We start from the raw sequence: 24906 nt of genomic DNA on the forward strand, positions 1-24906 counted from the left end.
TCGGGGGGTCCGCGATCACTTCAGGAAGTCGGGGACGTCGAGGTCGTCGTCCTCGTCGAACACGACCGGGCGGCGGCGCTGGCCCGCACCGGCCGAACCGCTCTCCCCGTCGCCGGCGTGCACCCGCGTCGGGGCCGGCTCGGAGGCCGGGCGCGGCGCGGGCGGCGGTGCCGGGGACGAGGCGGGCTCGCTCTCCTGCGAAGAGGGCTGCGGCCGCGCCGGCTCGGCGGCACGTTCCTGCGGCCGCTCGGCCTCGGCGGGCTTCGGCGGCGGCGGGGGCGCCGGCGCCGACTGCGGCGGCGCGGGCACCGGGGCCGCCGCGGCCTGGGCGATCGACTGCGCGGGCTGGGCCGGCTGGTCGCTGCGGCCGACCCGGCTCGGGATCGGGTTCGCGGGCTGGGCCGGTGCCTGCTGAACGGGCGGCGCCTGCTGAACGGGCGGCGTCGGGGGCGGCGGCGCGGGTCGCGGCGGCGGCGGTACGCGTTTGGCCTCGGGTTCGGGCGCCGGCTTGGCAGGTCGCCCTTCGTCAAAACCCGCCGCGATCACCGTGACCCTGACCTCGTCGCCGAGGGCGTCGTCGATGACCGCGCCGAAGATGATGTTCGCGTCCGGTGCGGCCGCGTTGGAGACCAGCTGGGCCGCCTCGTTGATCTCGAAGAGGCCGAGGTCGGAGCCGCCGGAGATGGACAGCAGGACGCCGTGGGCGCCGTCGATGCTCGCCTCCAGCAGCGGGCTGCTGATCGCCATCTCGGCCGCGGCCACGCTGCGGTCGTCGCCGCGCGCCGAGCCGATGCCCATGAGCGCCGAGCCGGCGCCGGACATGACCGACTTCACGTCGGCGAAGTCCAGGTTGATCAGGCCCGGCGTGGTGATCAGGTCGGTGATGCCCTGAACACCGGACAGGAGCACCTGGTCGGCGGCCTTGAACGCGTCCAGCACGCTGACCTGCCGGTCGGAGATCGACAGCAGCCGGTCGTTCGGGATCACGATGAGGGTGTCGACCTCGTCGCGCAGCGTCTCGATGCCCGCCTCGGCCTGCATGGCCCGGCGCTTGCCCTCGAAGCTGAACGGGCGGGTGACCACGCCGATCGTGAGCGCGCCGAGCGACCGGGCGATGTTGGCCACGACGGGCGCGCCGCCGGTGCCGGTGCCGCCGCCCTCGCCCGCGGTCACGAAGACCATGTCGGCCCCCTTGAGGACCTCCTCGATCTCCTCGCGGTGATCCTCCGCGGCCTTGCGGCCCACGTCCGGGTTGGCCCCGGCGCCCAGGCCGCGGGTGAGCTCACGCCCCACGTCCAGCTTCACGTCGGCGTCACTCATCAGCAGCGCCTGGGCGTCAGTGTTGATCGCGATGAACTCGACGCCCTTGAGTCCCTCCTCGATCATCCGGTTGACGGCGTTGACGCCGCCGCCGCCGATGCCGACGACCTTGATGACCGCGAGGTAATTCTGCGGTGCTGCCACGACGAGGGGCCTTTCCGCTCGCTCTATCCAACCCGCCGGGCCCGGCGGGTCGCCGGTGCCGTCGCGGAGTTCCTGACCTGGGACTTGCTCTGAGACTTACGGGTACGGATCGGGCGGTGCGAGCACCCCCAAACCCTCACCCTCAACTTGAGACTTACAGTTATGTCAACCTGAAGGCTGATACGGACAGTAGGGCGGGCTTACCGCCAGGGTCAACTAACCTCCGGCCAACTGAACCGGCGTGTCGCAGTGCGCGAGAGTTGCCCTGGTTGGCGAACGAAGGGAAGCGCCTCCCCATGTCTGGGCTCACGCCGGACATGACTCCTCCCCTTCCCGCACCGCAGGACGCCATTTCGTCCTCCGGTCCAGCGTGCCCCATCGGGCGCCCGGAAGCCCCGCGACGCGCGCAGGGATTCCCAGTCACCCGTGGACGGGATCCAGATCACCGTGTCGTGACGACCTCGGGAGAGCTGACGTCGATGGTGTGCGCCGCCCGTCCCGCGGGCGTCTTCAGCAGCGCGTCGAACAGCCGCAGCTTCTCCTCCGGCCGGTCGTCGGAACCCCACACCACCGACGGGCCACCGGAAAGCCGCAGCGTCACCGACTCCGGCGACGGCGCCTCCACGCCCACGACCCGGCGGCCGAGCCGGTCCGGCAGCGCGGCGACGACGTGCAGCGCGGCGAGCGTGGCCGGATCGGTCGGACCGGGCGCGGTCGCGCTCAGCGCGGGCAGCTTCGGCGGGCGCGCGGGGCTGTCGGCGACGGTGACGCCGTCCTCGTCCAGCTGGTAGTAGCGCCCGGCGCGTTCGACCATCACCAGCGGGACGCGTTCGTGCACGACGATCCGCACCGTGGCGGGCCAGCGGCGTTCGACCTTGGCGGACTTGACCTCGCGCAGCCGTTCCACGCGGCCGCGCACCTCCCCGGTGTCCAACCTCACCATCGGCACGCCCAGCCTGATGCCCGCCGTCGCCACGATGCGGTCGCGCGGCGCGAGCTTGGTGCCGGTCACCTCGACGTGCCGTACGACCAGCAGCTTGGAGCCGAGCAGCATCCACGAGGCGGTGCCGAGGACGCCCAGCACGAGCAGCGCGACGAACGCCGTCTTCCACCTGCTGGCACCCTTGGGGCGCCCCGACGGCGGCTCAGAAGGCGGCGTGGTGCCGTCTCCGGGCACGTCGGCACCGGTGGACTCGCTCGCGTCGCCGTTCGCGGTGTCCGCTTGGCTCGTGCCCGCCTCGGTCATGACCCCAGCTTGGCAGTCATCTCCGTTGAGCAGCGGGAGCCCACGCCTAGGAGGCCGCGATCCGTTCCAGGATCATCGGGCCGAGCCTGGTCACGTCGCCCGCGCCGAGCGTGATGACCACGTCACCGGGCCGCGCGAGCGCGGTGATGGTCGCGGGGACGTCGTCCCAGACCGGGGCGTAGACCGCCTCGGTCCTGGCCGGGACCGCGTCCGACACCAGCTTGCCGGTCACGCCGGGCTCGGGGTCCTCACGGGCGCCGTAGACGTCCAGCACGACCGCGACCTCGGCCAGGCCCAGGGCCTCGCCGAACTCGGCGGCGAAGAAGCGCGTGCGGCTGTAGAGGTGCGGCTGGAAGACCGCGACGATCCGCCCGCCGCCCTTCTGCTCCACGTAGTCGCGGGTCGCCGACAGGTCGGCGGTCAGCTCGGTCGGGTGGTGGGCGTAGCTGTCGAACACCTCGACGCCGTTCGCGCTGCCCTTGGGCTCCAGCCTGCGCATCGCGCCGCCGAACGCGGTCAGCCCCTCCCGTACGGCGGCCAGGTCGCAGCCGAGCGCCTGCGCGACCGCGACGACCGCGGCGGAGTTCAGCGCGTTGTGGCGGCCCGGCACCCTCAGCGCCACCGCCCCGACGCCCTCGATCTCGAACGCCGAGCCCAGGCCGCGCGGGGTGAAGCCGGTGACGCGCAGGTCGGCGCCCTCGGCCTCGCCGTAGGTCCGCACGGTCAGCCCGCGCGCACGCCCCTGCTCCCCCAGCTCCATCGCGACGGGGTCGTCGGCGCCGACGACCAGCGTGCCGCCGGGCTCGATACGTTCCACGAAGCGGGCGAAGTTCTCCTTCACCTTCTCGAAGCCGCCGTAGTTGTCCAGGTGGTCGGCCTCGACGTTGGTGACGACCGCGATGTGCGGCGTGTACATCAGGAACGAGCCGTCGCTCTCGTCGGCCTCGGCCACGAACACGTCCCCGGTGCCCTCGTCGGCGCCGAGCCCGGTCGTGACCAGCTGCCCGCCGATGCAGTACGACGGGTCGGCGCCCGCGTGCTGCAGCGCGACCGTCAGCATCGACGTCGTGGTGGTCTTGCCGTGCGTGCCCGCCACCGCGACCGCGCGCCGCCCGACCATCAGCGCGGCGAGCGCGGCCGACCGGTGCAGCACCCGCAGCCCGCGCTCGCGCGCGGCGACCAGCTCGGGGTTGGTGTCTCGGATCGCGGTGGACACCACCACGGTGTCGGCGTCGCCCACGTGCGCGGCGTCGTGCCCGACGAAGACGTCGGCGCCGAGCCCGGTCAGCTGCGCGAGCAGGTCGGAGTCCTTGGCGTCGCTGCCGGAGACCGCGATGCCGCGCTTCAGCATCACGCGGGCGATGCCGGACATGCCGGCCCCGCCGATCGCGATGAAGTGGACCCTGCCCAGCTCATCGGCAGGCAGGATCTCACCCGGACTGATCAGACTCATGCGGCACCGTTCGTTCCCTTGTCCTCCGCGCCGCCCCCGCGGCGCGGCCGTCGTCCACGTGCGTTCCCCCCAGCGGTCCTACTGCTGTTGCTGGTGGGCGGCCCGTACGACGTCGTACACCATCTTCGCCAGCGCGACGTCGGCGTCGCGGCGGCCCATCCGGCCCGCGGCCTCCGACATCTGCGCGACCCGGCTCGGGTCGGCCAGGGCGGGCAGCAGCTGGTGGGCGATCCACTCCGGCGTGAGCTCGGCGTCGTCGACCAGCAGCCCGCCGCCCGCGGCCACGATCGGCTCGGCGTTCAGGCGCTGCTCGCCGTTGCCGATCGGCAGCGGCACGTAGACCGCCGGCAGCCCGACCGCGGTCAGCTCGGCGCAGGTCATCGCGCCCGCGCGGCACATGGCCATGTCGGCCGCCGCGTAGGCCAGGTCCATCCGGTCGCAGTAGGGGATGGTCACGTACTGGGGACCGCCCGGACCGGCCGGCTCGGGCTCCTCGGTGTTCTTGGGCCCGACGATGTGCAGCACCTGGATCCCGGCCTGGCGGAACGCGGGAGCCGCGGCCACCGCGGCCCGGTTCAGCGACCGGGCGCCCTGCGAGCCACCGAAGATCAGCAGCGTCGGGAGGTCGGGCAGCAGCCCGAAGTAGGAGCGCGCCTTGTCGCCCATCGCCAGCCGGTCCAGCGTGGCGATCTCGCGGCGCAGCGGGATGCCGACGAACGTGGCGTTCGGCAGCGGGGAGTCCGAGTGCGAGACCGCGACGTGGTCGGTGAAGCGGGCGCCGAGCTTGTTGGCCAGGCCCGGCTTCGGGTTGGCCTCGTGCACGATGATCGGCACCTTGCGGCGCTTGGCGGCCAGGTAGCCGGGGGTGGCGACGTAGCCGCCGAAGCCGACCAGGACGTCGGCCCGCGCCTGGTCGAGGATGTTCGCCGCGGCCTTGATCGCACCGTTCAGCCGTCCGGGCACCGACAGCAGCTGGGGGGTCAGCCGGCGCGGGAGCGGCACCGGCGGGATCAGGGCGAGCTCGTAACCGCGCTGCGGGACGAGCCGGGTCTCCAGGCCCCGCTCGGTCCCCAGGCACGTGATCCCCACGTTCGGGTCGTTGCGCCGCAGCGCGTCGGCCAGGGCCAGGGCGGGCTCGATGTGTCCGGCGGTGCCGCCGCCGGCCAGGACAACCCTCATGCTCGTAGACAACTCCTCGGGCGAGTCGGTCAGGGGATTCAACGCCGTGCCAGGCCCAGCCAGCTTAGGGCCCGCAGGACCGGTCCGGGACCTCGTGCGGCCAGCGCCTGGCGGGCCCCCGGCTCCCGCTTGGCGAACGCCAGCAGCATGCCGAGCGCGATCAGGGTCGGGATCAGCGCCGAGCCTCCATAGGAGACCAGCGGCAACGGGATCCCTGTGATGGGAAGCACACCGATCACCGCCCCGATGTTGACGATCGCCTGCACCACCAGCCAGGCGGTGGAGCCGGCCGCGGCCAGGCGGGTGAACGGGTCCTTCACCCGCCGGGCGATCCGCAGCCCGGCGTAGGCGAGCAGGCCGAACAGGCCCAGCACCACGAGCGTACCGACGAGCCCGAATTCTTCACCCACGATCGCGAAGATGAAGTCGGTCTCGGCATGGGGCAGGAAGTCCCATTTCGCCCGGCCCTCCCCCAGCCCGGTGCCGAACCAGCCGCCGGAGGCCACCGCGTAGAGGCCTTGCAGGCCCTGATAATTCGTCTTGAGGGGGTCACCGCTGGGGTCCAGGAAACCGGTGAGGCGCTGCATGCGGTACGGCTCGACGACGATCAGGATCGAGACCAGCACGCACACCAGCCCGGCGATGCCGACGAACAGGCGTCCGGGCGCCCCGATGACCCACAGCAGCGCCAGGAAGATCGTGAGGAGCACCAGCGTGGTGCCCAGGTCGTTCCCGAGCATCACCAGCAGCACCAGCAGCCCCGCGCCGGGCAGCAGCGGGACCAGCAGCGGCTTCCACTCGTTCAGCTGGCCGAGCTTCTCCTTGCGCGCCAGCAGGTCGGCGCCCCACAGCACCAGGCCGAGCTTGGCGGGCTCGGACGGCTGGATCTGGAGCGGTCCGAGGCTGATCCAGCGGGTCGCCCCACCGGCCGTACGGCCGAGCCCGGGCACCAGCACCAGGACCAGCGCCACGACCGACAGCAGGACCAGCGGGTAGGCCAGCGCGCGGATCGCCTTGACCGGCATCCGGGAGGCCAGCCACATGCCGGGCAGGCCGATCACCATCCACATCGCCTGCTTCTGGAACAGGGTGTAGGCCGACCCGGTCTCCTGCAGCTGCTTCACGCTGGAGGCCGACAGCACCATGGTGAGCCCGAGCGCCAGCAGCAGCATCGAGCAGCCGAGCACCAGGTAATAGGACGTGAGCGGGCGGTCCAGCAGCCCGACCGCGGCCGCGACCTGCTCGCGCGGCCCGGACCGCTCCCTGGCCTCGGTGACCTCGTCTTGCGCCGGTACGGCGGTCATCAGGACTCGGCCAGCCGCCGAACGGCCGCGATGAAGGCGTCACCGCGGGCCGGATAGTTGGCGAACATGTCGAAGGAGGCGCCGACGGGGGCGAGCAGTACGGTGTCGCCCGGGCGGGCCAGGGCTGCGGCTTGGTTCACGACACGGTCCATCGCCCCAGTGTCGGTGTCCGGAACGTCCACGACCGGGACCTCGGGCGCGTGTCGCGCGAGTGCCTCGGCGATCCGCCCGCGATCACGGCCCATGAGGACGACGCCGCGCAGCCGGGGCGCGCTGGAACGGACCAGGTCGTCGACGTCCAGGCCCTTCAGCAGCCCGCCCGCGATCCACACGATCGGCTGGTAGGCGGCCAGCGAGGCGGCCGCGGCGTGCGGCTGGGTGGCCTTGGAGTCGTTGATGTAGGTGACGCCGCCGATGTCGGCGACGTGCTGGATGCGGTGCGGGTCGGGCACGAACGCGCGCAGGCCCTCCCGTACGGCCCCGGGCGGCACGCCGTAGGCGCGGGCGAGGGCGGCGGCGGCGAGCGCGTTGGCGACGTTGTGCGGCGCGAAGGGGCGCACGTCCTCCAGGCCCGCCAGCTCGTCGGCGTGCCGGGCCGGGTCCTCGGTGAACGCGCGGTCGACCAGCAGTTCCTCGACGACGCCGAGCTGACCGAAGCGCGGGCAGTCCAGCGTGAAGCCGGCCCGGCGCTCGGAACGTTCCGCGAGCGCGGTCGAGGTGGCGTCGTCGGCGTTGTAGACCGCCAGCGTGCCCGGAGCGAAGATCTTGCCCTTGGCACCGACGTAGGCGTCCATCGTGCCGTGCCAGTCGAGATGGTCGGGCGCAACGTTCAGCACGGTCGCGGCGAGCGGTGCCAGCGAGCTCGACCAGTGGAGCTGGTAGCTGGACAGCTCGACCGCCAGCACGTCGTGCTTCTGCAGCACGGCCTGGGCGATGGGGGTGCCGACGTTGCCGACCGCGAGCGCGTCGTGCCCGGCGGCCTCCAGCATGCACGCCAGCATCCGCACGACCGTGGTCTTGCCGTCGGTCCCGGTGACGGCCAGCCAGGGCGCCGCGTCGGCGGGACGCAGCCGCCACGCGAGCTCGACCTCGCCGAAGACCTCGATCCCGGCGTCGGCCGCGGCCACCAGCAGCGGGGCGTCCGGGCGCCAGCCGGGCGAGGTCACGACCAGCTCGGTGCCCTCCGGCAGCGACTCGCCGTCGCCGAGCCGTACGGTCACACCCTGCGACTCCAGCTCGGCGGCCTGCGCGCGCTGGTCGTCGCCGTCGCGGCCCTCCACGAGGGTGACGCGGGCGCCGCGCTCGGCGAGCACCCGCGCGGCCGCGCGACCGGAAACACCGATCCCGGCCACGCAGACGTTCAGGCCGTCCCAGCTGCTCGCGGTGGGACGACCCCCCGCACCCCCCGGCCCGGCTTCGCCGGATTCCCAGGCGGTCACTTCTTAGGCATCCATTCCAGGTAGAACAGCCCGAGCCCGATCGCCACGAACAGCGCCGACATCAGCCAGAAGCGCACGACGATGGTGGTCTCGGCCCAGCCCGACAGCTCGAAGTGGTGCTGGAGCGGTGCCATCTTGAACACGCGTTTTCGGGTCATCTTGAAGCCGCCGACCTGGATGATCACCGACAGGGTGATCATGACGATCAGGCCGCACAGGATGGCCAGCAGGAACTGGGTGTGGGTGAGGATCGCCAGGCCCACCAGCACGCCGCCGAGCGCGAGCGAACCGGTGTCGCCCATGAAGATCTTGGCGGGCGGCGCGTTCCACCACAGGAAGCCGAACACGCCGCCGAGCACCGCCGCGGCGACCACGGCGAGGTCGAGCGGGTCGCGCACGCTGTAGCAGCCGGGCGCCAGGCCCGCGTCGTAGCAGCTGTTGCGCAGCTGCCAGTTGCCGATGATCACGTACGCGGCCAGCACCATGCCCGCGGGGCCCGCGGCCAGGCCGTCGAGGCCGTCGGTCAGGTTGACGCCGTTGGACATCGCCGCGATCAGCAGCAGCGCCCAGACGACGAACAGGTACGGGCCGATCGACGGCCCGAAGTCGCGCAGGAACGACAGGTGCGGGGAGGCGGGGGTGACGTCGTACCCGTTGGGGAAGTTCAGCGAGGCGACCGCGAAGACGACGCCGACCAGGATGATGCCGATCATCTTGGCGCCGCTGCGCAGGCCGAGGCTGCGCTGCTTGAAGACCTTGATGTAGTCGTCGACGAACCCGACCAGGCCGAGCCCGGTCATGAGGAACAGGGTCAGGATCCCCGAGACCGTCGGCTTGCTGCCGGTGATCAGATGGGCGACCGCGTAGCCGACCAGCGAGCCGACGATGAAGACCGTGCCGCCCATCGTGGGCGTGCCGCGCTTGGACAGGTGCGCCTCGGGGCCCTCGTCGCGGATCATCTGGCCGTAGCCGAGCCGGTTGACGATCCGGATCCACACCGGCGTGCCGACCATGACGAACACCAGCGCCACGCCCGCGGCAATGATGATGTTGGTCATGCCGTGTCACTCCCGTGCTCACCCTCGAGCAGCCCGGCGGCGACCCGTTCCAGCCCTACCACGCGAGAGCCCTTCACCAGTACGACGTCCTGCGGCGCGAGCCGCTCCCGCAGCGCCGTCAGAGCGGCGCCGACGTCATCCACCTGTACGCACTCTCCGTTCCATGACCCCACCTGCCCGGCCCCCTCGGCCATCGCGGCCGCCGCCTTGCCGACGGCGATGAGGCCGGCGAATCCGCTGCGGGCGACATGCTGCCCGATCTTGGCATGTTCCGCCACGGAGGACGCGCCGAGTTCGGCCATCTCGCCCAGAACGGCGAACGCGCGCCGTCCCCTGGCCATGTGCACGACCGTGTCGAGCGCGGCGCGCATCGACTCGGGGTTGGCGTTGTAGGCGTCGTTGACCACCGTCACGCCGTCGCTCTGGCGCACGGTGACCTCCATGCGCCACCGGCTGGCCGGTTCGGCCTCCGAGAGCGCCTCGGCGATCTCGTTCAGCTCCAGGCCCGCCTCACGGCCGACGGCCGCGGCGGCGAGCGCGTTCATGACCGCGTGGGCGCCGTGCAGGCGCAGCGAGACCGGCAGCACGCCCTCGGGGGTGACCAGCGAGAACCGGGCCCGTCCCTGGTCGTCCAGGAACTCCTCGGTCGCCCGCACGGTCGCGTCCGGCGCGCGCCCGAAGGTGACGATCTTGGCGGCGGTACGGGCGGCCATCGTGCGCACCAGCGGGTCGTCGGCGTTCAGCACCGCGGTGCCGTGCACCGACAGCGCCTCGACCAGCTCGCCCTTGGCGCGGGCCACCATCTCCTGGCTGCCGAACTCGCCGATGTGCGCGTGGCCGACGTTCAGCACCACGCCGATCCGGGGCCGGCCGATGCGGGCCAGGTAGGCGATGTGGCCGATGCCACGGGCGCCCATCTCCAGCACCAGGTGGCGGGTCTGCTCGTCGGCGCGCAGCGCGGTGAGCGGCAGGCCGATCTCGTTGTTGAACGAGCCGACAGGCGCGATCGTCGGCCCGGCGCGCCGCACGACCTGCGCGATCAGGTCCTTGGTCGAGGTCTTGCCGGCCGACCCGGTGATGCCGGTCACGGTCGTGTCCGGCAGCCTGCCGAGCACGCCCCTGGCCAGCTCGCCCAGGGCCTTCTGCACGTCGTCGACGACGACCGCCGGGCCGCCCACCGGGCGTTCGGCGAGCACGCCCGCCGCGCCCGCCTGCAGGGCGGCGGCGGCGTAGTCGTGCCCGTCCACGCGTTCGCCCCGGAACGCGGCGAACAGCGCGCCCGGCTCGACGGCGCGCGAGTCGATGACCACGGGCCCGTCGACCAGGACGTCGGGCCGCTCGCAGTGGAGCGTCCCCCCGGTCAGCTCCGCGACCTTCGACAGCGGAAGTGGGATCACGCCTGCGTCCCGTCCCCTCTCACAACCCCGTCTCCTCTCACGACCTGGCGCAGGGCCTCCCCGACGACCTCTCGGTCGTCGAAGGGGAACACCTCGCCGGCCACGTACTGGCCCTGCTCGTGGCCCTTGCCCGCGACCACGACGACGTCGCCGCGGCGCGCCCGGCCGATCGCCAGCCCGATGGCGGCGGCGCGGTCGGGTTCCACCACGATGTGCGCCCGCTCGGGCTGCGGCACCTTCAGTCCGCCCTCGACCATAGCGGCGAGGATGGCCAGGGGATCCTCCGACCGGGGGTTGTCGTTGGTGAAATAGGCCATGTCGGCCAGCCTCGCGGCGGCCTCGCCCATCAGCGGGCGCTTGCCGCGATCGCGGTCGCCGCCGCAGCCGAGCACCACCATCAGCCGGCCCTCGGTCACCTTGCGCAGCGCCGTCAGCACCGCCTCGACCGCGCCCGGCTTGTGGGAGTAGTCGACGAGCGCGACGAAGTCCTGGCCCTCGTCCACCTTCTCCAGCCGCCCCGGCACGCCGGTGAGCTCGGAGACGCCCCGTACGGCGGCCGGCAGCCCGATGCCCGCCTCGACGAGCGCGACGATCGCCGACAGCGCGTTGGAGACGTTGAACGGCCCGGGGAGCTGCACGGCGCCGTCCGCCTCTATGCCGCCGGGCCCGACGACGCGGAAGACGCTCCCGTCGGCGCCCAGGCGCACGTCCTCGGCCCGCCAGTCGGCGGCCGGGTCCCCGGTCGCCGAGTAGGTGGTCGTCGGCACGGTGGCGATCTCCAGGAGCTCGCGGCCGTAGTGGTCGTCGAGGTTGACCACGCCCACCTTGGAGTACTCGGGCGTGAACAGCTTCGCCTTGGCGGCGAAGTAGTCGTCCATGGTCGGGTGGTAGTCCAGGTGGTCCTGGGAGAGGTTGCTGAAGATCGCGACCTCGTAGTGGGCGCCGCCCACCCGGCCCTGCGACAGGGCGTGGCTGGAGACCTCCATCGCCGCGGCGCCGACGCCCTGCTCGCGCATCATCGCGAACAGCGCGTGCAGGTCGGTGGACTCGGGGGTGGTCAGGGAGCTCGGCACCCTGCTGTCCTTGATCCGCATCTCCACGGTGCCGATCACGCCGGTCTCGATCCCGGCGGCCCGCAGGCCCGCCTCCAGGAGATAGACGGTCGTGGTCTTGCCGCTGGTCCCGGTCACCCCGATGACGGTGATGTCGTCGGCGGGCTCCCCGTACACCCAGGCGGCCACCGCGCCGAGGCGGTCGCGCACGTCGTCGATCACCAGCACCGGCAGCCCGGTCGAGGCGGCCTGCTCCAGCCCGGCCGGGTCGGTGAGGATCGCGGCCGCGCCCGCCTTGGCCGCCTGGCCGGCGAACGCGGCGCCGTGCGTGCGGGCGCCGGGCAGTGCGGCGTAGAGGTCGCCGGCCAGGACGGCGCGGGAGTCGTGCGTGATCCCGGTCACCGCGGTCCCGGCCCATTCCTCAGCGCGTTCCAGCCCCAGGAGCGCCACGAGCCCCGACAGCGGACGGGCCGGGTTGGTCGTGGGACGCATGGCGGTTCTTCCGGTTCTGTCGGTGGCGGGCGAGGGGCCCGGCCGGGACGTCGAAGCTGGACTCACGGCGAGAGAGCGTACTCGTTGAGCTCAGCCGGTGGCGTAGATCTTGGTAACCGGCGGTTTACTCCCCGTCGGCGGGATCTTGCGGGTCTGCAGGGCGAAGCTCATCACGTCCTTGAAGACCGGTGCCGCCGCATCGCCACCATAGTGGCTTCCCCGCGTCGGGGCCTGCAGGACGACCTGGACGACCAGCTGCGGATCATCGGCCGGCGCGAACCCCGCGAACGAGGCCGTGTAGCCGCCGCCGCTGTAGCAGCCGCAGGCCGGATTGACGATCTCGGCGGTGCCGGTCTTGCCCGCGACCCGGTAGCCCGGGACCTTCGCCTTGGGGGCCGTGCCCTCGTTGGAGGTGACGCCCTCCAGCATGTCCCGCAGCTGCCGCGCCGTCTCCGCGCTGATCACACGCTTCTGCGCGGACGGCGGCGCGGGCGTGAAGGCGTTGTCGTCGCCGGTGGTGCCCTCGATCAGCCGCGGCGCCACCCGGACGCCGCCGTTGGCGATCGTGGAGTAGACACTGGCCATCTGCAGCGCGTTCACCGAGACCGTCTGCCCGAACGCGATCGGGTAGCGGTCGGTGCCCGACCACTTGTTCGGCGGGCTGAGCTGCCCGGCGGTCTCGGCCGGCAGCCCCACGTTGGTGGTCTGCCCGAAGCCGAAGTTGCGCAGGTACTGGTAGAGGGTGTCCTGGCTGATGTGGTCGCTCGCCATGATCGTGCCGACGTTGCTGGACTTGGCGAGGACGCCGCCGAACGTCAGGCGCTCGGGCTTGTGCGGGTGCGAGTCGTGGAAGACCCGGTCGTACTTCCTGATGCTCGACGGCACGGTGAACGGGGTGTCCGGCCGGATCCCGCCCTGCTCCATGACCGCCGCGGCCGTGATGACCTTGTTGGTGCTGCCGGGCTCGAACGCCTCCTGGACGATCGGGTTGGCGTAGGCCGACTGCCGCGCCTTGGCGTAGTTGTTCGGGTCGTAGCCGGGCGAGGAGGCCATCGCCAGCAGCTCGCCGCTGCGCGGGTCCATGACGACCACGCTGCCGCTGCGGGCGCCGGTCGCCTTCACCTGCTGCTCGATCGCCTGCTGCGCCTTGAACTGCACGTCGCGCATCAGGCTGAGGCGCACGCCGCGGCCGGGCACCGAGGGACGCTTCTGGTCCTCGCCCATCGGGATCCGCTCCCCCTCGGGGCTGATCTCGATGCGCTGCCAGCCGTTGCGGCCGGCGAGCTGGCGGTTCATCGCGTACTCCAGCCCGGCGCCGCCGTCTCCGGAACGGTTCACGAAACCTATGACGTCCGCGGCGAGCGAGTCGTTGGGGTATTCGCGCCGATATTCCGGCAGAGTTCCGAGGCCCAGGAACTTCAGGGCGGTCACCAGCCGCGCCTGGTCGGGCCGCACGCCGTGCGCGAGGTACTCGAACCGGCTGTTCCTCGTGCTGATCGTCTTCATCACGAACGCCGGGTCCAGGCCGAGGATGGGCGAGATCGCGTTCACGATCGCCTGCCGCTTCTCCGGCTTGATGACATAGGGGTCGGCGAAGATGGACTTCGCCTCGACCGTCATGGCGAGCGGGTTGCCCTGGGCGTCGGTGATGTCGCCGCGCACGGCGGGCAGGTCGATGGTCTGCAGCCGCTGCTTCATGGCCAGCTCGGTGTACTTGCCGGACTCTATGGTCTGCAGCTGCACCAGCCGCCCGGCGAACAGCGAGAGCACGAACGCCACCACCAGCAGCCCCACGTTCAGGCGCTTCAGCGGGTCGCGGCGGCGAAACGGGATGCGCGGCCGCGGCCGGCGCGCGGGGGGCCTGCGTGCCCCTCCCCCGCCGCCCGGGGGCCGCGAGCCGCGCTGCCCGGCCCCCGGCCTGGTCTGCCGCGTGCCGCCGGGCCCCGTCGAGCCGTTGGCGCCGTTCTTGCGCGGCGCGGGGACGGTGCCGTTACGGGCCGGCCGGCGAGGGGACGCTCGGTCCTTCGCCGGCCGGCCCGTTCCGTCCTGCCTGGGCCGGCCGGTGCCGTCCTGCCTTCCGCCCGGCGGCCGGGGCGGATTTCCGGTTGAGCGCCCGGACGCGCGCGCCGCGCCCGGGCCGTTCTTCTCGTCGCGGCCCGCGGGATTGCGCGGGCCGCGTCTGCGACCGGGTGGAGGTCCCGCGGTTCCGCGGCCCGGTCGTGTCGTCACGGGGCACCGCCTCCCTGGCGGGGCGTCTGCGGACTGGACTGGCGGGCTCCGGGCGACGCGGTGGCGTTGCCGCCGGGAGCGGTGGGAACGCCGCCGCCGGGCACGACCACGCCGGGGATCGCGGCGACCGCGGCCGCCTCGGCCGACGCGGCGGCCGCGTTGGGCACCGCCCGCACCGACCCCGGCCCGACGATCTGGCCGGTCAGCGGGTCGATGTAGAGCGGGTCCTGCGGCTGCATGCCGAGCGCCTTGGCCCGCTGCGCGAGGTTCTCCGGCGAGGCCTCGCGCGTGTTGTCGCTCTGCAGCTGCTGGCGCTGCTGGTCGAGCAGCTTGTTGCTCTGCTGGAGGCGCGTCAGCGTGAACGCGTCCTGCGCCAGCACGGTGTTGAGCAGCAGCAGCGACACCAGCGCGCCGCTCAGCAGCGCGACGATGAGCAGCACGAACGGCGCGCGCGGCGGCGCGCCATGCCGGACCACCGCCGCGGCCCTGGCCGTGGTCCTCGGCGCGGCCTTGCTCTTGGGCGCGGCCTTCGGCGAACCCTTAGGCCCGGACTTGGGCGCCGTCTTGGGCGCGGCCTTCGTCGTCGGCGCGGGCTTGGACTTGGGAGCCGGCCTGGTCTTGGGCGCGGCCTTCGACGTCGGCGGAGCCGCGGTCGTGGTCGCGTCCTCGGGAGCGGGCCGCTGCGCCTTGCGCCGGCGCGTCGTGGTCGTGGCGGCCGCTCCGCGCTGCTTGCGGCCCTTCGACCCGGGCGTACGGGTGCTCGTCGTGGTCATGTGGCCTCCCGGACCCGCTCGGCGGCGCGCATCCGCACCGATCCGGCCCGTGGGTTGGTCGTGGTCTCCTCGTCGGAGGGCAGCTCGGCGCCGCGCGTCAGCAGCCGGAAGCGTGGCTGATGCTCGGGCAGCGGCACCGGCAGGTCCGGCGGGGTGGTGTCCGCGGACTGCTGGGCGAGGACCTGCTTGGTGATGCGGTCCTCGAGAGAGTGGTAGCTGAGGACGACGATCCGGCCCCCTACCGGAAGCGCGTCCAGTGCGGCGGGCAGCGCCCGCCGCCAGGTCTCCAGCTCGCCGTTCACCTCGATGCGCAGCGCCTGGAAGGTGCGCTTGGCCGGGTTGCCGCCGGTACGGCGGGTCGCGGCCGGGATCGAGGTGCGCACGAGGTCGGCGAGCCTGCGGGTCGAGTCGAGCGGCTCGCGCTCGCGCTCGCGCAGGATGGCGGAGGCGATCCGCTGGGCGAACCGCTCCTCCCCGTACTCGCGCAGGATGCGGGCCAGCTCGGCCGCCGGGTAGCCGTTGACCACGTCGGCGGCGGTGAGGCTCTGGGTGCGGTCCATCCGCATGTCGAGCGGAGCGTCATAGGAATAGGCGAAGCCGCGGTCGGCCTCGTCCAGTTGCGGCGACGACACCCCCAGGTCGAACAGGACCGCGTCCACCTCGGCCACGCCGAGCCGCTCCAGCACGCCGGGCAGCTCGTCGTAGACCGCGTGCTCGAGCGTCACCCGGTCGCCGAAGCGGGCCAGGCGAGCCGCGGAGCGGTCCAAGGCCGTCGTGTCGCGGTCGAGGCCGATCAGCCGCAATTGCGGATGCGCCTCGAGCATCGCCTCGGCGTGGCCCCCCATGCCGAGAGTGGCGTCGACGTAGACGGGATCGCGAGCAGAGCCGGGATCGCGAGCGGAGACGGGATCTCGCCCGGATGCGGCGCCGCCGCCGGTGACCTGCACCGCGGGCGCCAGAAGTTCCAGAACGCGGTCGAGCATGACCGGTACGTGACCGGCTTCGGCCGCGTGGTCTCCCACGTCCATGATCCACCCCCTACTGTGCCACTTCGCTCGCGGACTGTGTGGCATCGTCGGCCCGGCGCGCCCCTCCGTTACGCCAGGTCAGGCCGCTGATGGTTGGATCAGCCCCCTTGAGCCCGCCGGCGGCCTCGCCCGGCCAGGTCCCCATCCGCTGCCCTGAGGAAGTTTCACCGCGACAGTGCAGTTTCACGCGCATCGCGGGGGGTCGCCGTCTGGCACCGGGGAAGCTGCGCCAGTTGGCTAGGAGAGCGGCTGGAGACCTGGCCGAACGTGGGCCATGCCGGTCATCGGACCGACGAGTCGTGTCTCAGAGGATCCCTGGCAACACCTCCTCCGAGACGTCGGAGAAGGCCTGTTCCTCCTGCTCGAGGTAGGTCTCCCAGGCCTGGGTGTCCCAGATCTCCAGGCGCGTGTTGGCACCGATGACGGTGCAGTCGCGCGTGAGTCCGGCGTAGGTCCGCAGCGGCGGCGGGATCGTGATGCGTCCCTGCTTGTCGGGGACCTCGTCGGAGGCGCTGGCGAAGAAGACGCGGCTGTAGGCGCGTACCGCCTTCTCGGTGACGGGTGCGGCACGCAAGGCCTCGGTGATGCGCTGGAACTCCGCCATGGGGAAGACGTACAGGCAGCGTTCCTGGCCTTTCGTGATCACCAATCCCCCCGACAGCTCCTCGCGGTACTTCGCCGGCAGGAACAGTCGTCCCTTGTCGTCGAGGCGCGGCGAATGGGTGCCGAGGAACATCGGCCCCACCTCCCACGCGGCGCGGGGCGCTACTGCTCCCCACGGCGCCCCACTCTACTCCACTCTGCCCCACCGTCAACCAAGTAAACGCCTCTCGCGCGTCGCATCCCGACTCGAAACCGCAGGTCAGGGGTGGTGGTGCGGAGTGGGGCGCCGGGGGCGGGCGCAGGCGTGGCGGTGCCGTACCGGGGCCGGTGGAGGGCCGTACCGCGTCCCGCATCGTCCCTTTTGGCCCTCGCCGGGGAGGCGGGTGGAGTGAAGTGGAGAAGGCCTTAGGGCTGTGATGACGATCCCCTTGGAGCACAATGGGCTCCCGTTCCCCATGAACATCTGGGCGGGCGCTGGGAGTGAACCGTAAATATCGCGGTGGACGGCCCGACGACGTACTGTCGTTCACGTACGGCCGGACGCCTGAGGAGGGTTGTTGGTGGCAGTAGGCACGCACGGCGAGTCGTTGACCGACCCCTCAGGATCCCCCCGCCGCGACCCTCACGGCGGGCGCGGGAACGGCCTCGACGGGCTGGCACAGGTCTCCACCAAGATCCGGGACGCCATCGAGTCGGTGGTGGAGGGCAAGCCCGGCGTCGTCCGGTTGGCTCTGACGGTGATGCTCGCCGAGGGGCACCTCCTCATCGAGGACGTGCCGGGCGTCGGCAAGACGATGCTGGCCAAGGCGCTCGCCAGGTCGATCGACTGCTCGGTGCGGCGGGTGCAGTTCACCCCCGACCTGTTGCCGAGCGACATCACCGGGGTGAGCGCCTACAACCAGGAGCGCCGGGAGTTCGAGTTCAAGCCCGGGCCGGTGTTCGCGCACATCGTGGTCGGCGACGAGATCAACCGCGCTTCCCCCAAGACGCAGTCCGCGCTGCTGGAGTGCATGGAGGAACGCCAGGTCACCGTCGACGGCACCACCTATTCGCTCGAGCAGCCGTTCATGGTGATCGCCACCCAGAACCCGGTGGAGATGGAGGGCACCTACCCGCTGCCCGAGGCGCAGCGCGACCGTTTCACCGCGCGCATCTCGATGGGCTACCCCGACCCGGCCGCCGAGCTGGAGATGCTCGACGTGCACGGCCAGTCCTCCCCGCTGGACCGGCTGAACCCGGTCGCGCACGCCTCCGACGTGCGCGAGCTGATCAACGTCGTCCGTCACCAGCACGTCGCGCCGCCCGTACGGCAGTACGCGATCGACCTGGTCACCGCGACCCGCAACCACCCGGAGCTGCGGCTCGGCGCCTCCCCTCGCGCCACCCTGCACCTGGTCCGCGCCGCCCGCGCCTACGCGGCGCTGGACGACCGCGACTACGTGGTGCCCGACGACATCCAGGACCTGGCCGTCCCGGTCCTGGCCCACCGGCTGCTGCCCACCGCGGAGGCGCAGGTCGAACGGCGCCGCCCCGAGCAGGTCGTCGCCGAGCTCGTGAGCCGTCTCCCGGTGCCCTCCCCCAGGAAGTGACCGCTTGAGAAGAGCGCTGGCCGGCCTGACGACCCGCGGCCGGTCTTTTGTCGCCGCAGGGGCCACCGCGATCGTGTGCGCCTTCATCCTCGGTGAGCGCGATCTGCTGCGCGCGGGCGTGCTCGTGCTGGCGCTGCCGCTGCTGTCCACGCTGGCGCTGTCGCGGACCCGGTACCGGCTGGCCTGCGCGCGCCGGCTGGACCCGTCCCGGCTGCCGGTCGGCCACGAGTCGCGGGTCGACCTGCGAATGGAGAACGTCTCGCGGCTGCCGAGCGGGCTGCTGCTGGTCGAGGACCAGGTCCCCTACACCCTCGGCGGGCGGGCGCGGTTCGTGCTGGACCGCATCGAGCCGCACGGCTCGCGCGAGCTCAGCTACCGGATCCGTTCCGACGTGCGCGGGCGCTACCGGGTCGGCCCGATGGTCGTCCGGCTGGCCGACCCGTTCGGCATGGTGGAGCTGGTCCGCTCGTTCAGCCTGGCCGACACCCTCACCGTCACGCCGACGATCGTCCCGCTGCCGTCGGGGCGGCTGAGCGGCGCCTGGACGGGCGGCGGCGACAGCATCGCCCGCACGGTGTCCACCGCGGGCGAGGACGACGTGGCGCCGCGCGAGTACCGGCACGGCGACGACCTGCGCCGCGTGCACTGGCGGTCCACCGCGCGACGCGGCGAGCTGATGGTGCGGCGCGAGGAGCAGCACTGGCAGAGCAGCGGCACGCTCTTCCTGGACACCCGGCGGACCGCGCACCACGGCGACGGGCCGGGCGCCTCGTTCGAGCAGGCCGTCTCGATCGCCGCGTCGATCGGCGTGCACCTCGGCCGCGGCGGCATGGGCCTGCGGTTCGTGACCGACCTCGGCGAGTCGCTGCCGTCGTCGGTGGCCTACGAGGGCGCCTTCGAGGGGGCGCTGCTGGACAACCTCGCGGTGATCAGGACCTCCACCGGGCGCGCGCTGACGCCCGGGCTGGCCGCGCTGCGCGGCGCGCTCGGCCATGGCCGGGAGGGCGACGGCCTGGTCGTCGCCGTCCTCGGCGCGCTGTCGGCCGAGGAGGCCAGGACCGTCGCGGCCGTCCGGCGCGGCACCGCCACCTGCGTCGCCGTCCTGGTGGACGTCGCCGACCCCGACCTGGGTGACGGCGGCGGCGCCGACACCGCCCGGCTGCTGCGCGCCGCCGGCTGGCGCGTGGTGACGCTGCGGTCGGCCACCGAGCTCGCCGCGGCCTGGGTGCAGGCCGACCAGGCCACCGAGGATCTCGCACGGGGGACATCGCCGTGAGAATCAAGATGACGATCATCGCCGGGCTGGCGACGCTGGCCAGCTCGGTCGGGCTCTACCCGCTGTTCGCCAGCGGCGGGTGGTTCTGGTCCGGGCTGGGCGCGGTCGTCGCCGTCGCGGCGGCGGGCGTGCTCATGCGGCGGTTCCGGGTGCCCGCGGTCTTCAGCGCCATCGGCGGGCTGGCCGCCCTGCACCTCTATCTCACGGCCCGGTTCGCGGCCGACGACGCGCTGCTGGGGATCATTCCGACGCCCGGCTCGCTCCGCAAGCTCGGGGACCTGATGGGCTCAGGCTGGGACTCGGCCAACCAGTACGCCGCGCCGGTCCCGCTCGCGCCCGGCATCCTGCTGCTGTCCTCGGCCGGCATCGGCCTGGTCGCCGTCATCGTGGACCTGCTGGCCGTACGGCTGCGCCGCGCCGCGCCCGCCGGGCTGCCCCTGCTGGCGATGTACAGCGTGCCCGCCGCCGTACGCGAGGACAGCGTGAGCTGGCTGGCGTTCGGCGTCGGCGCGCTCGGCTATCTCGCGCTGCTGATGACCGACGCGCGCGAGCAGGTCGGCGGCTGGGGCCGGGTGGTCTTCACCCGCCGCTGGTCGGAGGAGGCCGAGGCGCGGCCCGAGCGCCCCGACGCCAGCGGCATGGCCGCGAGCGGGCGCCGGATCGGCATCGCCGCGGTGGTCACCGCCGTCCTGCTGCCGACGCTGATCCCCGGCATCCACCCGCGCGGCATGTTCGGCATGGGCGGCGACGGTTCGGGCGGCGAGGGCTCGCAGACCGTCACGACGCCCGACCCGCTGGTCAGCCTCAAGCGCGAGCTCACCGAGACCAACGACCAGGTCGTCCTCACCTACCAGACCAGCGACCCGCACCCCGACTACCTGCGGATGTACGCGCTGGACAAGTTCGACGGCGACAACTGGACCTACAGCCCGCTGCAGAGCTCGCCCGACGACAGCATCAAGGGCCGCGACCTGCCGCCCGCGCCGGGCCTCGGCGCCACCTCCACGAACACGGTCACCACCAAGATCAAGGTCAAGCGCGAGTTCAAGAAGCTGACCTTCCTGCCCGCCCCGTACGCGCCGACCCGGGTGTCGATCAAGGGCGACTGGCGGGTGCACGGACCGTCGCTGATGGTCTACTCGCTGCACGACTCGGCCACCGGGCGCACCTACACCGTCCAGAGCACCAAGGCCGTGCCGAACCAGGACCAGCTCGCGACCGGCGGGTCCTACCCGTCCGACGTGATGGCGACCTACGTCGACCTGCCCAAGAACATCTCGCCGAAGGTCGAGGACCTGGCGACCAGCGTGACGCGCGGCGCGCCCAACGCCTACGAGAAGGCCGTCCGCCTCCAGCGCTGGTTCACCTCGACCGGCGGCTACACCTACGACACCAACGTCCAGGCGCCCCGCCACGTCAACGACCTGGAGGACTTCGTCCTCACCAGCAGGCGGGGCTACTGCGAGCAGTTCGCCGCGTCGATGGCGGTCATGGCCCGGATGCTGAAGATCCCCGCCCGCGTGGCGATGGGCTTCACCGCCGGAACGCAGGTCGGCCCGCGCGACTGGCAGGTGCGCAACCGCGACATGCACGCCTGGCCCGAGCTCTACTTCGAGGGCGTCGGCTGGGTGCGGTTCGAGCCCACCCCGTCGGGCGCCACCGGGCAGGGCACCGCGATCCCGCCGGTCTACAGCCAGCCGCCCGCCTCCGGGGAGCAGCCCTCCGACCAGCCGTCCTCGAACCCGAACTCCACCCCGTCCAGCGCGGCCTCGGCCAGCTCCAGCCCCGGCTCGAACCCGGGCCACCGCCCCGACGAGCGCGACCAGTCCGTGGGCACCGACGCCCAGCACAACGGCGACAACGGCACCCTCGCCGCCTGGCTCGCGGGCTCGCTGCTGGTGCTGCTCCTGCTGGCGGCCCCGATGACCGTCCGCGCCCTGACGCGCCGCCGCCGGTGGACCGCGCCGCCCAGCCAGACGACGACCCCGGAGGTCAGCGCGGCGCACGCGGCGTGGAGCGAGGTCCATGCCGACGCCCTGGACCACGGCCTGGCGTGGCGCCCCAGCGACACCCCCCGTGCCGCCGCCCGGCGCCTCAGCCAGCTGCTGGAGCTCGACGCCGAGGCCTCACACGCCCTCACCCGGATCGCCCGCGCCGAGGAGCTGGCCCGCTACGCCCGCGAGACCTCGGTCCCGCACTCCAACCTCCGCGCGGACGTCCGGACCGTTCACACGGCGATGGCCGCCGCCGTGGGCCGCACCACCCGCTGGCGCGCCCGGCTGCTGCCGCCGAGCACCATGACCGGCTTCCGCGCGACCACCGCGCAGCTGATGGAGACCGCCAACCGGCTGAACGCGAAGGCCTCCGGCTTCCGCCTCTCCGAGCGGCTGAGGCTCCAAGAACGCCTGAGGCTCCCCCGCCGCAAGTAGCCGCCGCAGTAGCGAGAATGAGAGCAAGGCCACACTGCCGGGCGGCGGAAAACGGCCTGAAAAACGACTCGACCGCCCCGCACGGGTCGGCGGGACGGCCATGGGGCAGGGCTGATCTGCCGCGGGCAGAGCGGGTCAGCGGGCGTCACGGGACGTGGCGGAACCCGGCGGGGCGGGCTCGGCGGGCGTCAGGGGCTCACCGAGCGTGAGCCCTGGCGCCCTCTTACTCGCTTACTCGCCTTCGGTGCGCTTGCGCCAGCGCTCTTCCATGCGCTCCATGAAGCCGGCGCGCGCCGGGCGCGGGCTGCCGCGCTCGGGCTCTGCGCCCACTCCGGTCATGCGCTTCCAGCTCGACAGCGCCCAGACACAGCACACGACCATCAGGATGAAGCCGGTCACGCTGATCGCGATGGTGATCGGGCCCTCGTTGACGACCAGGCCCGCCATCAGCGCGCAGACGCCCACCACGAAACCGAGGGCTGCCTTGACGATGCGACGCTTGTAGTGGACCTGGGGGTTGGTCGAGCGGACCGCGTGAGCGAACTTCGGATCCTCGGCGTACAACGCCTGCTCGATCTGTTCGAGCATGCGTTGCTCGTGCTCAGAGAGCGGCACGGCGCCTCCCAACGACAGCCCCGCGACGGGGTATCCGATGCAGGACGGGAACCTCAACGGTGATATGCCCAGAATACGAGGCCGGACAAGCGTACGAAAGCGAACGGCCAACCGCGGACCACATGCCGGTCATCTCACCGACCTCAATCATCGCTCATCATCACCGGTGCCACTACCGTCCCTCTCTCTCGTCCGACGCACCAGGGCCGCGGGCCGGACCGCCCCGCTGCCGAAGCGGTGCGCGGCCTGGTCCATCGCCCGCTCGGCCTCGCGCCAGCCGGTCTCGGGCTCGTCGAAGGCCAGCTGGCGAGGGGCCTGGTCGGCGGGGCCCAGGTTCTCCACCCGTACCCCGACCAGACGGAGTCGTACCCGCTCCAGGCCCGCCCCCTCGTACAGCTCGCAGGCTGTGATGTAGATCACACGAGCCAGATCCGTGGGCTCACGGAGCGTGCGCGCCCGAGTGATCGTTTTAAAGTCCGACATGCGTAGTTTGACGCTCACCGTACGTCCGGAGTTGCCACCGGCGCGCAGCCGGGCGCCGACCTTCTCCGACAGCCGCAGCAGCTCGCGGCGGATGACCTCGGGGTCGTCGATGTCGGTCTCGAACGTCTCCTCGGCGCCGATGCTCTTGTCCGGGTTGTGCGGCTCGACCTCGCGCGGGTCGCGTCCCCACGACAGGTCGTGCAGATGGCTGCCGAGCGCGTTGCCCAGTTCGCGCTGGAGCGTGCTGAGCGGCGTCTGGGCGAGCTGCCCGACCGTGCGCAGCCCGAGGCGCAGCAGGCTCGCCTCCGTGCGCTCTCCGACGCCCCAGAGGGCCGCGACGGGCAGCGGGTGCAGGAACGCCTCGGTCCCGTCCGCCGGAACGACCAGGAGGCCGTTCGGCTTGCAGTGGGTCGAGGCGAGCTTGGCGACGAACTTGGTGCTCGCGACGCCCACCGAGCAGGTGATGTTCTGCTGGGCCTGCACCTGCTCGCGGATCTGCTGAGCGATCTCGGCGGGGCGGCCCAGGCGGCGCAGCGCGCCCGCGACGTCCAGGAACGCCTCGTCCAGCGACAGCGGCTCCACCAGCGGCGTGACGGACTGGAAGATCTCGAAGACGCCCGCCGAGACGCGCGAGTACTTGCCGTGGCTGGGCGGGATGATCACGGCCTGCGGGCACAGGCGGCGGGCACGGGTGATCGGCATCGCCGAGTGGACGCCGAACTTCCGCGCCTCGTAGGAGGCCGCCGAGACCACGCCGCGCGGGCCGGGATGGCCCACGATCACCGGGCGGCCGCGCAACTCGGGGCGGTCCAGCAGCTCGACGCTGACGAAGAACGCGTCCATGTCGACGTGCAGGATGGGGCACCCGGTGTCGTCGGCGGGCGGACCGGGGGTGGGACCGGGGCGGTGCAGCTGCTGCTTGCGGCTCATCTGTCGCTACGGCTCAGTTATGGGCGAGCACGTGCAGCTGGGTGGCGAGCTCCCGAAGGATCGGATGGACGGCCGCCGCCGACTCCAGCGCGATCAGCGCCTCCGCAGCGCGTGTTTCGCCCCCATGGCTACGCCCCGCCGCCCCCGTTTGTTCGGCGTCGATGAGCCCGCTCGGCACCAGGTCGGCGAAGATCCGCACGCCGTGCAGCTCCCCCACCGTGAGCCCGGCCGAGGCGACCAGCTCCGACAGCGTCTCGCGGGTGAAGCGGCGGGGCATCCGGTCGCCGTCGCCGAAGCGCCCGGCCGGGTCGTCCAGGACCCGCAGCGCCTCGTCGAAGTGGCCGGCGACCGCCCGGTGCAGGACCGCGGCGACCTGGCCCGCGACCAGCACGCTCACCGAGCCGCCCGGCCGGACGGTGGTGGTGAGCGCGGCCATCGCGGCGGCCGGGTCGTCCACGTACTCCAGCACGCTGTGGCACAGCACCAGGTCGGCGGCGCCCTCCCCGAGCAGGTCGGGCAGGTCCACCGCGTCGCCCTGGACGGCCCGCACGGTCACGCCCGCCTCGTCGGCGCGGCGCTCCAGCGCGGCGAGGGCGTCGGGGCTGGCGTCCACGACGGTGACCCGGTGGCCGAGCTCGGCGAGCGGCACGGCGAAGCCGCCGGTGCCGCCGCCGACGTCCACGACGTCGCTCGGTCCCTCGGGGGCGATGCGGTCCAGCACGCGGCGCAGCGCGTCCCAGAGGACCGCGTTGCGCACGCGGCTGCTCCCCCGGGCTCTCTTCCCCTGCTGGGCGGCCACGGTCGCCCCCTTAACCTCGGTCATCCCGACCTTCCCACCACCCATGGCCTCACCCTAGTTGCTGGGAC

The 24906-nt window shown here is 72.6% G+C and carries 19 protein-coding genes; 3 read left to right on the plus strand and 16 right to left on the minus strand.

The features are described 5' to 3' along the window. Positions 1–15: 15 nt before the first annotated feature. The 13 genes from ftsZ to mraZ form a co-directional block, all read right to left on the minus strand. Complete coding sequence (gene ftsZ / locus J4573_RS34905; RefSeq protein WP_208260274.1) at positions 16–1464, minus strand: cell division protein FtsZ; 1449 nt, start codon at positions 1462–1464, stop codon at positions 16–18. A 442-nt stretch (positions 1465–1906) separates the two neighbouring features. Then, on the minus strand, positions 1907–2710 hold the full coding sequence (locus J4573_RS34910) for a cell division protein FtsQ/DivIB (protein ID WP_208260276.1): 804 nt from the start codon (positions 2708–2710) through the stop codon (positions 1907–1909). Positions 2711–2756: 46 nt separating this feature from the next. Continuing rightward, the gene (murC, locus tag J4573_RS34915) at positions 2757–4163 is read right to left on the minus strand and encodes a UDP-N-acetylmuramate--L-alanine ligase (RefSeq protein ID WP_208260278.1); all 1407 of its coding nucleotides are present in this window, start codon (positions 4161–4163) and stop codon (positions 2757–2759) included. A 78-nt stretch (positions 4164–4241) separates the two neighbouring features. Further along, positions 4242–5342, minus strand: a complete 1101-nt coding sequence (gene murG, locus J4573_RS34920; RefSeq protein ID WP_208260280.1) for an undecaprenyldiphospho-muramoylpentapeptide beta-N-acetylglucosaminyltransferase — start codon at positions 5340–5342, stop codon at positions 4242–4244. 38 nt (positions 5343–5380) lie between these two features. Next, positions 5381–6646, minus strand: a complete 1266-nt coding sequence (gene ftsW / locus J4573_RS34925; protein WP_208260282.1) for a putative lipid II flippase FtsW — start codon at positions 6644–6646, stop codon at positions 5381–5383. Continuing rightward, on the minus strand, positions 6646–8085 hold the full coding sequence (gene murD / locus J4573_RS34930; RefSeq protein ID WP_208260283.1) for a UDP-N-acetylmuramoyl-L-alanine--D-glutamate ligase: 1440 nt from the start codon (positions 8083–8085) through the stop codon (positions 6646–6648). Before murD ends, ftsW begins: the two co-directional genes overlap by 1 nt. After that, entirely contained in the window at positions 8082–9143 is a 1062-nt protein-coding gene (gene mraY, locus J4573_RS34935) for a phospho-N-acetylmuramoyl-pentapeptide-transferase (protein WP_208260285.1), read from the minus strand. The genes murD and mraY overlap by 4 nt, the downstream gene beginning before the upstream one ends. Beyond that, entirely contained in the window at positions 9140–10540 is a 1401-nt protein-coding gene (locus J4573_RS34940; protein ID WP_208260287.1) for a UDP-N-acetylmuramoyl-tripeptide--D-alanyl-D-alanine ligase, read from the minus strand. The genes mraY and J4573_RS34940 overlap by 4 nt, the downstream gene beginning before the upstream one ends. Further along, on the minus strand, positions 10537–12084 hold the full coding sequence (locus J4573_RS34945) for a UDP-N-acetylmuramoyl-L-alanyl-D-glutamate--2,6-diaminopimelate ligase (protein ID WP_208260288.1): 1548 nt from the start codon (positions 12082–12084) through the stop codon (positions 10537–10539). The genes J4573_RS34940 and J4573_RS34945 overlap by 4 nt, the downstream gene beginning before the upstream one ends. 90 nt (positions 12085–12174) lie before the next feature. After that, positions 12175–13917, minus strand: a complete 1743-nt coding sequence (locus J4573_RS34950; RefSeq protein WP_504740201.1) for a peptidoglycan D,D-transpeptidase FtsI family protein — start codon at positions 13915–13917, stop codon at positions 12175–12177. A 392-nt stretch (positions 13918–14309) separates the two neighbouring features. Then, positions 14310–15086, minus strand: a complete 777-nt coding sequence (gene ftsL, locus J4573_RS34955) for a cell division protein FtsL (protein WP_208260291.1) — start codon at positions 15084–15086, stop codon at positions 14310–14312. Continuing rightward, positions 15083–16114, minus strand: coding sequence for a 16S rRNA (cytosine(1402)-N(4))-methyltransferase RsmH (rsmH, locus tag J4573_RS34960; RefSeq protein ID WP_208260292.1), 1032 nt, complete (start codon positions 16112–16114; stop codon positions 15083–15085). The genes ftsL and rsmH overlap by 4 nt, the downstream gene beginning before the upstream one ends. Before the next feature lie 304 nt (positions 16115–16418). Next, positions 16419–16850, minus strand: coding sequence for a division/cell wall cluster transcriptional repressor MraZ (mraZ, locus tag J4573_RS34965; protein WP_208260293.1), 432 nt, complete (start codon positions 16848–16850; stop codon positions 16419–16421). 520 nt (positions 16851–17370) lie between these two features. Here mraZ and J4573_RS34970 point away from each other — a divergent pair. From J4573_RS34970 to J4573_RS34980, 3 genes are read left to right on the plus strand one after another with little or no spacing between them, the layout of a single operon-like run. Then, on the plus strand, positions 17371–18306 hold the full coding sequence (locus tag J4573_RS34970) for an AAA family ATPase (protein WP_243774094.1): 936 nt from the start codon (positions 17371–17373) through the stop codon (positions 18304–18306). Positions 18307–18310: 4 nt separating this feature from the next. Further along, positions 18311–19582 (plus strand): DUF58 domain-containing protein, encoded by a 1272-nt coding sequence (locus tag J4573_RS34975; RefSeq protein ID WP_208260295.1) that lies wholly within the window; start codon positions 18311–18313, stop codon positions 19580–19582. Then, positions 19579–22011: a transglutaminase TgpA family protein gene (locus tag J4573_RS34980; RefSeq protein ID WP_307797145.1), complete on the plus strand. Its 2433-nt coding sequence runs from the start codon at positions 19579–19581 to the stop codon at positions 22009–22011. Before J4573_RS34975 ends, J4573_RS34980 begins: the two co-directional genes overlap by 4 nt. Before the next feature lie 231 nt (positions 22012–22242). On the opposite strand, the gene J4573_RS34985 is transcribed toward J4573_RS34980, so the two are convergent. The 3 genes from J4573_RS34985 to J4573_RS34995 all read right to left on the minus strand — a co-directional run bounded on the left by J4573_RS34985 (position 22243) and on the right by J4573_RS34995 (position 24862). Further along, the gene (locus J4573_RS34985; protein ID WP_208260296.1) at positions 22243–22626 is read right to left on the minus strand and encodes an SCO2097 family morphological protein; all 384 of its coding nucleotides are present in this window, start codon (positions 22624–22626) and stop codon (positions 22243–22245) included. A 147-nt stretch (positions 22627–22773) separates the two neighbouring features. Further along, a complete protein-coding gene (locus J4573_RS34990) occupies positions 22774–24039 on the minus strand; it encodes a DNA polymerase IV (RefSeq protein WP_208260297.1) in 1266 nt (421 codons plus the stop codon). A gap of 13 nt (positions 24040–24052) precedes the next feature. Beyond that, positions 24053–24862 (minus strand): methyltransferase domain-containing protein, encoded by an 810-nt coding sequence (locus J4573_RS34995; protein WP_208260299.1) that lies wholly within the window; start codon positions 24860–24862, stop codon positions 24053–24055. Positions 24863–24906 lie beyond the last annotated feature (44 nt).

The organism is Actinomadura barringtoniae, assembly GCF_017573505.1.
Classification (GTDB): domain Bacteria; phylum Actinomycetota; class Actinomycetes; order Streptosporangiales; family Streptosporangiaceae; genus Spirillospora; species Spirillospora barringtoniae.